7 protein-coding genes are annotated in these 9,150 nt (G+C 69.7%); 1 reads left to right on the top strand and 6 read right to left on the bottom strand.

What is annotated here, in order from left to right; genetic code table 11:
- The coding region (locus HGK34_RS14700; protein ID WP_201848683.1) for an alpha-N-arabinofuranosidase at positions 1-1,582 on the bottom strand (1,582 nt) is incomplete at its 3' end.
- Positions 1,583-1,870: 288 nt separating this feature from the next.
- Between HGK34_RS14700 and HGK34_RS14695 the strand changes: the two genes are divergently transcribed.
- Positions 1,871-2,965: a LacI family DNA-binding transcriptional regulator gene (locus tag HGK34_RS14695; protein WP_307815974.1), complete on the top strand. Its 1,095-nt coding sequence runs from the start codon at positions 1,871-1,873 to the stop codon at positions 2,963-2,965.
- Here the strand turns inward: HGK34_RS14695 and HGK34_RS14690 are convergent.
- The 5 genes from HGK34_RS14690 to HGK34_RS14670 all read right to left on the bottom strand — a co-directional run bounded on the left by HGK34_RS14690 (position 2,850) and on the right by HGK34_RS14670 (position 9,063).
- The gene (locus HGK34_RS14690) at positions 2,850-3,686 is read right to left on the bottom strand and encodes a DUF624 domain-containing protein (protein WP_201848681.1); all 837 of its coding nucleotides are present in this window, start codon (positions 3,684-3,686) and stop codon (positions 2,850-2,852) included. The two genes, HGK34_RS14695 and HGK34_RS14690, sit on opposite strands and share 116 nt — an antisense overlap.
- A 1-nt stretch (position 3,687) precedes the next feature.
- Entirely contained in the window at positions 3,688-4,800 is a 1,113-nt protein-coding gene (locus HGK34_RS14685) for a carbohydrate ABC transporter permease (protein ID WP_244666766.1), read from the bottom strand.
- Positions 4,801-4,815: 15 nt separating this feature from the next.
- Entirely contained in the window at positions 4,816-5,706 is an 891-nt protein-coding gene (locus HGK34_RS14680; RefSeq protein WP_201848679.1) for a carbohydrate ABC transporter permease, read from the bottom strand.
- A complete protein-coding gene (locus HGK34_RS14675; RefSeq protein ID WP_201848677.1) occupies positions 5,706-7,052 on the bottom strand; it encodes an ABC transporter substrate-binding protein in 1,347 nt (448 codons plus the stop codon). Before HGK34_RS14675 ends, HGK34_RS14680 begins: the two co-directional genes overlap by 1 nt.
- A 256-nt stretch (positions 7,053-7,308) precedes the next feature.
- Positions 7,309-9,063 (bottom strand): alpha-amylase family glycosyl hydrolase, encoded by a 1,755-nt coding sequence (locus HGK34_RS14670; RefSeq protein ID WP_307815973.1) that lies wholly within the window; start codon positions 9,061-9,063, stop codon positions 7,309-7,311.
- Positions 9,064-9,150 lie beyond the last annotated feature (87 nt).

The following is a 9,150-nucleotide window of genomic DNA, read 5'->3' as shown; positions in this document are numbered from 1 at the left end:
CCTTATCGTCGGCAGCGTCAGATGTGTATAAGAGACAGAGGCGGATCGTCGCGAACGATGCCGGGGGGAGGGTGGCCGTCAGGGTGTTCTGGGCGTCCGTCGTCGTGAGGGAGACCGTGGTGAGCTCTCTCGGAGCGATCGCGTCCGGGGCGTCGAAGGTGTTGTGCACCCGGACGGCGTCGTCGGACCCTGAACCCTCGGGGGCCGCGAGGACCGTCGCGGTGTCGAGGGCGACCGTGCCGCCGCGCAGCGCGACGCGCACCCGCGCCGGCGTGGCCGGGTCCAGGTTCGTCAGCGAGACCAGCACGGCGCCGTCCTTGACCGAGGCCGACGTCGACACGGTCGGCAGGTCGGTGCCGTCGACGCCGCGGGTGCTGCGCGCCGCGACGTCGTGCACCGTCAGGGCCGAGGCGTCCTGGTGGCCCACCGACATCGCGAACGCGTGGAACGTGGGCGTCCGGAGCATCCGCGACCCGTCCGTGAGGACCATCGACTGGAGCACGTTCACCACCTGCGCGACGTTCGCGAGGCGCAGCCGGCGGGCGTTGTCGTGGAAGGCGTCGAAGTGCACGGCCGCGACCAGCGCGTCGCGCATCGTGTTCTGCTGGTACAGGAAGCCGGGCTCCGTGCCGGGCTCGACGTCGAACCAGGTGCCCCACTCGTCGAGGGCGAGCGCCACCCTGGCGTTCGGGTCGTAGGCGTCCATCACGGCGGAGTGTCCGCGGATCAGGTCGCGCACGCGGTGCGCCTTGCGGATCGTGGTCCAGTACGCGTCCTGCGTGAAGTCGGTGGCGGACCCCTTGGCCCCCCACGTGCCGGGGATCGTGTAGTAGTGGAAGGACACCGCCTGGAACAGCGGCGCCGGGTCCTCGTCGCCCAGGCCCTTGCTGACCTGCTTCATCAGGGTCTCGGTCCAGGCGTAGTCGTCGTCGCTCGCGCCTGCCGCCACGCGCTGGAGCCTGTTGCCCGACAGGTCGCGGGCGTACGTCGAGTGCAGCCGCGCGAGCGAGGCGTACTGGTCGGCGCGCAGGTTCCCGCCGCAGCCCCACGGCTCGTTGCCGAGGCCGAAGAACGTCACGGGCCATGGCTCGTCCCGCCCGTGCTCACGGCGCAGGCGGGCCATCGGGGCGTCGTCGTCGCGGGTAAGGTACTCGACCCAGTCGGCGGTCTCCTGCACCGTTCCCGAGCCGACGTTCGCCGAGACGTACGGCTGGGTGCCGAGCAGCTCGCACAGGGCGAGGAACTCGTGCGTGCCGAACGCGTTGTCCTCGACGACGTCGCCCCAGTGCACGTTCGCGATCCGCGGCCGCTCCGAGCGGGGGCCGACGCCGTCGCGCCAGTGGTACGAGTCCGCGAAGCAGCCGCCCGGCCACCGCAGGTTCGGGATCCTGAGCTCACGCAGTGCCTCGACGACGTCGAGCCGGATGCCGCCCTCGTTCGGGACCGGCGAGTCCTCGCCGACCCAGAAGCCCTCGTAGACGCAGCGCCCGAGATGCTCGGCGAACTGGCCGTAGAGATGGCGGTCGATGCGTGCGCCGGGGACGTCGAGGTCGACGACGGCGTCGAGTGCGAGGTCAGACATGCAGGGCTCCTTCGCGCGTGCTTTACAACGTTGTAGGCTAGCGGACGGAAGGTGTGCCGCGCACTCCGGTGCGCGCCCGGGGCCCTCGGTCCGCGACCACCGCCGGAAAGCGGTCCGGCGGGGCGGGGACAACCCTACGCATCATGTGAACGTTCCCATGGTGCGTCCGCTCGTTCTGGTACGGGGTGACTTCGGCGGCCGGGGCCGCGGGCGGGCGTCCCGGCGGGCGGCGTGGCATACGCTGTTGGGCGGTGGCCGGCGCAGAGGTCGGTGGCGGAAGGAGTTTTCGTGGCTGTGACCATGCAGGACGTTGCCGCGCGGGCCGGTGTCTCGATCAAGACCGTGTCCAACGTGGTCAACGGCTACCCGCACATCCGCCCCGCGACGCGTGAGCGTGTCGAGGAGGCCATCGACCACCTCGGCTACCGGATCAACGAGACGGCGCGCAGCCTGCGCACGCGGCGCACCGACATGATCACCCTCGCGGTTCCCGAGCTGTCGCTGCCGTACTTCGCCGAACTCGCCGACTCCGTGATCCAGGCCGCCGACGCCCGCGGGCTCACCGTCCTCATCGAGCAGACCAGCGCGGGCCGGAGCCGCGAGGTGGACGTCCTGACCGGCAAGCGCCGGAACATGACCGACGGGCTGATCTTCTCGCCGCTCGAACTCGGGCCCGAGGACCTGGCGCTGTTCGACGTCGACTTCCCGCTCGTCGTGCTCGGCGAACGCGTCTTCGGGGCGCCCGCGGACCATGTCACGATGAACAACGTGGCCGCGGCGCAGGCCGCCACTCTGCACCTGGCGTCGTCGGGGCGGAAGCGGATCGCCCTGATCGGCGGGCACGAGGGCGAGCACGTGGGCTCTGCCGCGCTGCGCACCACGGGCTACCGCCAGGGGCTGGAGGAGGCCGGGCTGCCCTATGATCCGGCGCTCGTCGCCGAGGCGGGGCTCTGGCACCGCTCCACGGGTGCGGAGGCCATGGGCCGGCTGCTCGACGAGGGCGTCGAGATCGACGGGGTCTTCGCGCTGAACGATGCCCTGGCGCTGGGTGCGCTGCACGCGCTGCATGCGCGGGGGCTGGACGTGCCGGGCGACGTCGCCGTGATCGGGTTCGACGACATCGACGACGCGCGCTACTCCGCGCCTACGCTGTCCTCGGTGGACCCGGGCCGCGAGCAGATCGCACAGACCGCGGTGGGGCTCCTCGTGGCGCGGATCGCCGACGCCGACGCCGGCCCGTTCCGCCGCGTCGTGCCCGATTCCCGCATCATCGGACGCGAGTCCACGGGCGACGCTCCGACGAGCGGCGCGGAAACGGTCGTGGCCGTCCAGGAGGGCGGCGTCGAGCGCGTCGAGCCGCAGGGGGAGCCCGCGGCGGTGTGACACCGGGCGCCGACCTGCTGTCGACGAGTCTGCCGGTGGCCCAGAGCGGGAACGAGGCTCCCGCGACGAGCGCCACCGGTGGCACACCCAGGACCGCCGCGACGGTCGCGGCCAGGGTGACCAGGGCGGCCAGAGCCACGCCCGGAGCCATCAGCGGTGTCAGGAGCAGGTGGCGCCAGACGGCCGGGGCCGCGTCGTCGTACCTGAGCACGACGCGCGGCCACCAGGTCAGCACGACGGCGGTCCAGGCGGACACGATCGTGAGGCCGGCCAGCGTGGCCGCGTGGACCGGGCCGGATGCCTGCCCGACGGCCACCGCGTCCGCCCACAGCAGCGCCCCCAGCGGCCAGAACGGCGCGAACAGCAGGTTCGACCGGCCCCAGCGGGAACGCCACTCGCGCCAGAACCCGCGCCAGGGCTCCATCGCGAGGTCGGGGTCGTGCAGGGCCGCGGACCCTGCCTTGAGCGCCGGCCCGAGTCCGAGGAGCACGCCCCCGGCCAGGGTCCCGGCCAGCACCAGCAGGTTCACCTCGACCAGTCGGGTGAGGAAACGCAGCACGGCCATGACGCTCCCGGCCCACCCGGGAACGTCGTCGGCCCGCCATCCGGGCCCGTCCGTCGTCTCGCGCCCCCTGCCGTCCCCCGCTGCCCCCGACCGGGCGCCCTCGCGCTCGCGCGGACCTTTCTGGGCGCGGTCCTCGGGGGCGCGGTGGGTGGCCATGTCAGCCCTTCGTTCCCGTCAGGGCGACCGACTCGATGATCTGCCGCTGGAAGATCAGGAACACGGCCAGGATCGGCAGGAGCGCCACGAAGGACGCCGCCATGATCAGCGGGTAGTCGCGCTGGGTCGCGTACTGGACGTTCATGTTCGCGATCACCACCTGGAGGGTCTGCCGCTCGGGGGTGTTCAGGTACAGGATCGGGGCGAGGTAGTCGTTCCAGACCATCATGAACCAGAGGATGAACTGGGCCGATACCGCGGGGCGGATGATCGGGAAGATCAGCCGCCAGAAGATCTGCCAGTAGCTGGCACCGTCGATCTTCGCGGCCTCGATGATCGAGTTGGGCACGTTCTCCAGGTACTGCTTCAGGAAGAAGATCACGATGACGTTGCCGAAGACCGCGGGCACGATCAGCGGCAGCAGCGTGTCCACCCAGCCGATCCGCGAGAACATCACGAACTGCGGGATCATCAGGGTCGGGAACGGGATCATGACGCCGGTCAGCAGGCCGACGAAGATCGCGTTCCTGCCGGGCAGGCGCATCTTGGCCAGGGCGAACGCCGCCAGCGAGCACGTGATCGTGCCGAGCACCGTGACCGACGCGGCGACGACGAAGCTGTTCTGGAAGCCCGTCAGGATGTTCGAGTTCTCCCACATCCGCACGTAGGTGTCCCACTGCGGGATCTCGGGAATCCAGACGGGTGGCAGCGCGAACACCTCGGTCTTGGTCTTCAGCGAGGTGGAGAACATCCACACCAGCGGCGCGACCATCGCGATCCCGCCGACGGCGAGGACGGCGAGGACGAGCCAGTCCGCGATACGGCCCTGGGCCCTGCGCCCCAGCCGCCGTGCCGCGGGCCGCCGGCCGGTGCGCACCGGCCCGCCGCCCGGCGGGGGCGCGCCCGGTGCGGTTCCCGCTGCGCCGTTCCCGGCGCCGTCCGGTGTCGTTCCAGCTGTCGCCGGTGCCGTTCCGGCCGGAGTCCCGGTCTTGTCCGGTGTCGTTCCAGCTCGGGGCGGTGTGCGTTCCGCCGTGTCCGGCGCCGTCCCGCCCCGTCCCGGCGTCGTGCCGGTCGTGGTCGACGACGCCGAGGAGGTGGCCGATTCCTCAGTCATGGTTTCTCCGGGTTCTCAGTCGAGCACGAAGCTGTTGCGCTGGTTCAGGCGGAACTGCACCAGCGTGATGATCAGGATGAGGACGCCCAGCATGATCGCCATGGCGGTGCCGTACCCCATGTCCTGGTAGCGGAACGCCTGCCGCCAGATGTGGAACACGGACGACGCGGTGCTGTACTCGGGGCCTCCGCCGGGCGTCATGATGTTGATCTCGGTGAAGATCTGCGACCCGGCGATCACCTGCGTGACCACCAGGAAGAACGTCACCGGGCGGACCATCGGGAGCGTGATGGTGCGGAACTTCTGCCAGCCGTTCGCGCCGTCGAGCTCTGCCGCCTCGTACAGGGAGCGCGGCACCGACTGGATGGCGGCCAGGTACAGGATCATCGAGTACCCGAGGCCCTTCCAGATCAGCATGATGACGATCGCGGGCTTGGCCCAGAGCGTGCTCGCGAGCCAGTTGGGGCCGTCGATACCGAACCAGGCCAGGAACTGGTTCACCAGCCCGAAGTCCCCGTTGTAGGCCCACTGCCAGAGGATCGCGATCGCCGCGAGGGACGAGATCACGGGCACGTAGTAGACCGTGCGCAGCATGGAGCGCAGCGGGATGGCCCGGTTCATACCGATCGCCAGGGCGAGGGAGAGCGCCAGGCCGATCGGGATGCCGATCATGTAGAAGACGGTGTTGCCCATCGACTGCCAGAAGTACTGGTCCCCGAACAGGCGCACGTAGTTGTCCAGGCCGATGAACCGCATCGCGCCCAGGCCGTTCCACCGGGTCATGGACGTGTACAGCGCGAAACCGACGGGATAGGCGGTGAAGAGCACGTAGCCGAGCACCGGCGCGGCGACGAACGCCAGCGCCCACCGGTGCTCGGCCTGGTGCAGCCGCGACGAACGCGTCATCACTCGCTCGCGTTCGCCGCCGCGGCCTGCTCGGCCTGCACGTTCGACTCGTCGAGGAGCTGCTGCATCCGCGGCTGCACCTCGGCGAGGTAGTCCGCCGCCGTCTGCTTGCCGTCCAGCACGGGCTGGATGTTGGTCCACATCTCGTCGTACCAGGCGGCGCCGTAGGTCACCGCGGCGGGCATCGGGCGGCCGTAGTCCTCGACGATGTCCAGGAACTCCTGCCGGTTGGCCGGGGTGCCCTCACCGGAGGCGTACTCGGCGGCCATGTCCCTGAGGTTGGGGACCTGGATGCCGGCGTCGACCAGCGTCTCCTGGGCGGTCTCGTCGGCGGACAGGTAGGTGACCAGCTCGGTGGCCTCCTCGGGCATCGCCGTCGTGGCGGAGACGCCGATCCCGAGCGAGCCGACCCAGGTGGCGGGCTCACCGGTCGCGCCGGCCGGGTAGGGGATCAGGTCGTAGTCGAAGTCGAGCTCGTTGTAGGTGCTGACGTCCCACGGGCCCACCGGGAAGAAGGCGAGCTCGCCCTCCATCCAGCGCTGGTAGGTGTCGAGCGTGGCCTGCTGCTCGGAGGAGGGGGTGACCCCCTCGACCGTGGTCATGTCCGCGATGTACTGAAGCGCCTCGGCCATCTGCGGGGTGTCCACGGTGACCTCGGTCTTGTCCGCGTTCGTCCAGTCGGCGCCGTTGGACCAGGCAAGGGCCTGGAGGTTCCACTGGACGTTCAGACCGGTGCCCCACTGGTCGATGTCGCCGTCACCGTCGGTGTCCTTGGTGACCTGCTTCATGATGTCGAGCCACTCGTCCCACGTCAGGGGCTCGTCAGGGTCGGGGAGCTCGATGCCCTCGGCTTCGAGCATCGTCTTGTTGTAGCCCATGGCGAACGGGCCGACGTCCTTCGGCAGGCCGTAGAGGGCGCCGTCGGGTGTGCCCTGGAGCTTGCCGTCGTACCGGTAGGAGTCGACGCCGTACTCCCAGAGGTTGTCCAGGTCGATGCCGGAGTCGGCGACGAGGTCGGTGATGTCGAGCAGGATGCCGGAGGTCACGTACGACTGCAGACTCGCCTGCTCGATGTAGAAGACGTCGGGCACGTTGTGGCCGGAGATCGCGGCCTGGAGCTTGGTGCCGTACTGGTCGGGGTCGGTCACGATGACCTCGACCTCGACGCCGGTGTCCGCGCTGAAGCGGTCGATCGCCTCCTGGTAGGCGGCCTTCTCGTCCTCGCCGCCGCGGAACATGAAGGTGAGCTTGCCGTCGTCGTCGGTGCTTGAGCCTGCGCTGCAGGCGGCGGTCCCGGCCAGTACCAGGGCGGCGACGATGCCGCCGGCCATTCGTGACTTCCTCATCACGGATTCCTCTCAAGTCTGCCTGGTGCGGTGCCGAGGCGTGGGGAGGGTGGTCCCGGCGTCCGCCTCGACGCGCTTTACATCGATGAAGAGATATCGACGGTGAAACCGTGGCACGAAGGGTGCTGGATGGTCAAGTGGCGGCCGTCGTCGCCCCGCGACACCCTCGTCCGCCGGTGGGGGCGACCGCGATCCAGGCGGGCAGCCGCCGGATCCTCCACGGCGGGCGAGGGTGCGGTCCGACCGGAACCTGGTGTCAGTGTGCCGCTGTCAGGGTCTCGGCGACCCAGACGACGTCGTCCGGCCCGAGTCGCCCGTCGACCCGGCTCTCGGTGAGCAGATCCCAGCCGGAGATCCCGGGGACGTCAACCGGCTCGCTGCTGACGTTGACGACGGCCCGGATGATCTGCCTGTCGCATCGCCGTTCGACTGCGAAGACACGCTCGTCGAGGTCGAGGATGCGCTGCTGGGCGAACGGAGAGAAGGCCGGCTGGCCCGCGCGGATCGTGAGCAGACGCTTCAAGCCGTTCAGGATTCCGCGGCGGCGCGGGTCGTGCCGGAGCTCATCCGCCAGGGTGTCCGCATCCAGGCGTTCCCTGTTGATCCGCCGGTTGATCCCGCTGTCGGCGAGCCCGTCGAGATCACTGGTCGAGCCGAAGATCGAGTGGTAATAGATGGCCGGCACGCCCGCGAGGCCGAGCAGGATGGCATGCGCGGCGAGCACTCGCCGGATCACGTGCTCCACGTCGGCCCGCTCGGACGGATCGACGAGCGCGTCCAGGTAGGAGACGTTCAGCTCGTAGATCGATCGCTCCGGGCCGGGCCCCGTCGCGTAGGAGGCGCGTCCTCCGTGTGCCAGCGCCCGTCGGGCGAGAGCCTCCTGCTCGTGCGGGGAGAGGATTCCCTGCGCCGGACGCATTCCGATGCCGTCATGACTGGCCAGGAAGTTGAACCATGTCGCGTCGTCGCCCAGGTCCTCGAGCGAGGCCGCCCAGTCGGTCAGGCGCCTGCTCGAGCCCGAGACGAAGGAGTGCAGCACCAAGGGGGGCAGGGCGAACTGGTAGACCATGTGGGCCTCGTCGGAGCCATCGCCAAGATAGGTGATGTTCTCGGCATGCGGGACATTGGTCTCGGTCAGGAGCCGTACCCCGGGTGCGACGGCGTCGACCACGACCCGCCACATCTTGATGACGGCGTGGGTCGCCGGCAGGTGGATGCAGCCCGTGCCGCTCTCCTTCCAGAGGTAGCCGATCGCATCGAGGCGGACCGTCGTCGCGCCGGCAACGATGTACTCCAGGAGGATCTCGGTCAGTTCGAGCAGCGTCGCGGGATTCGCGACGTTGAGGTCGACCTGGTCGGGTCCGAACGTCGTCCAGGCGGCAACCTGATGGCCGTCCGGTCGTTCGAACGGGTGCAGCAGCGGCGTCGTCCGGGGACGAACGACCTTCGACGTGTCGATCTCGGGGCCGGGTGCCAGGTAGTAGTCCCGGTACCGCTCGTCGCCGGCCAGCCAGCCGGTGAACCACGGGCTCGAGGCAGAGGTGTGGTTGGCGACGAAGTCGAGCATGAGCTGGTAGTCGCGACCGATCTCCGCGACGTCGTGCCACTGGCCGAGCTCCGGGTCGACCTCGCGGTAGTCGACCACGGCGAACCCGTCGTCGGACGTCCACGGGAAGATCGGCAGCAGGTGGACGTCGGTCACGGCGTCGCCGACGTGCGTGCGCAGCTCCTGCGCGAGCGTCGCCAAGGGCGGTTGCCCGTCGCGGCAGATGGAGTCGCCGTAGCAGATCAGGTAGGCGGTCGCCTCGTCCACCACGGGCCGCCGTGTCTCGGGCAGGCGGTCCCTGAACGTCGCGGCGAGCCGATGCATCCCCTCGACGACGGCTTGCGCACGGGCCGCATCGCGCGGATGCAGGACGCGCGCGAGTGGTGTCAGAGCCGGCCGGAGGCCCTCGAGCCCCCTCTCGAGCTCGGTCCGCAGATCTTCATTGGTCTGATGCAGGCGGCTCACGCCACTCCCTCTCTCAACATTGAACAGACTTCCGTCTTCATGATAGACATATGTCCGACGAAAGCTCGTCGAGGTTTCTCAAGGAAG

Source organism: Myceligenerans indicum, assembly GCF_016742955.1.
Taxonomy (GTDB): domain Bacteria; phylum Actinomycetota; class Actinomycetes; order Actinomycetales; family Cellulomonadaceae; genus Myceligenerans; species Myceligenerans indicum.
Note: the sequence above shows the minus strand (reverse complement) of the source record. Positions and strands in the feature narration are given on the sequence as shown.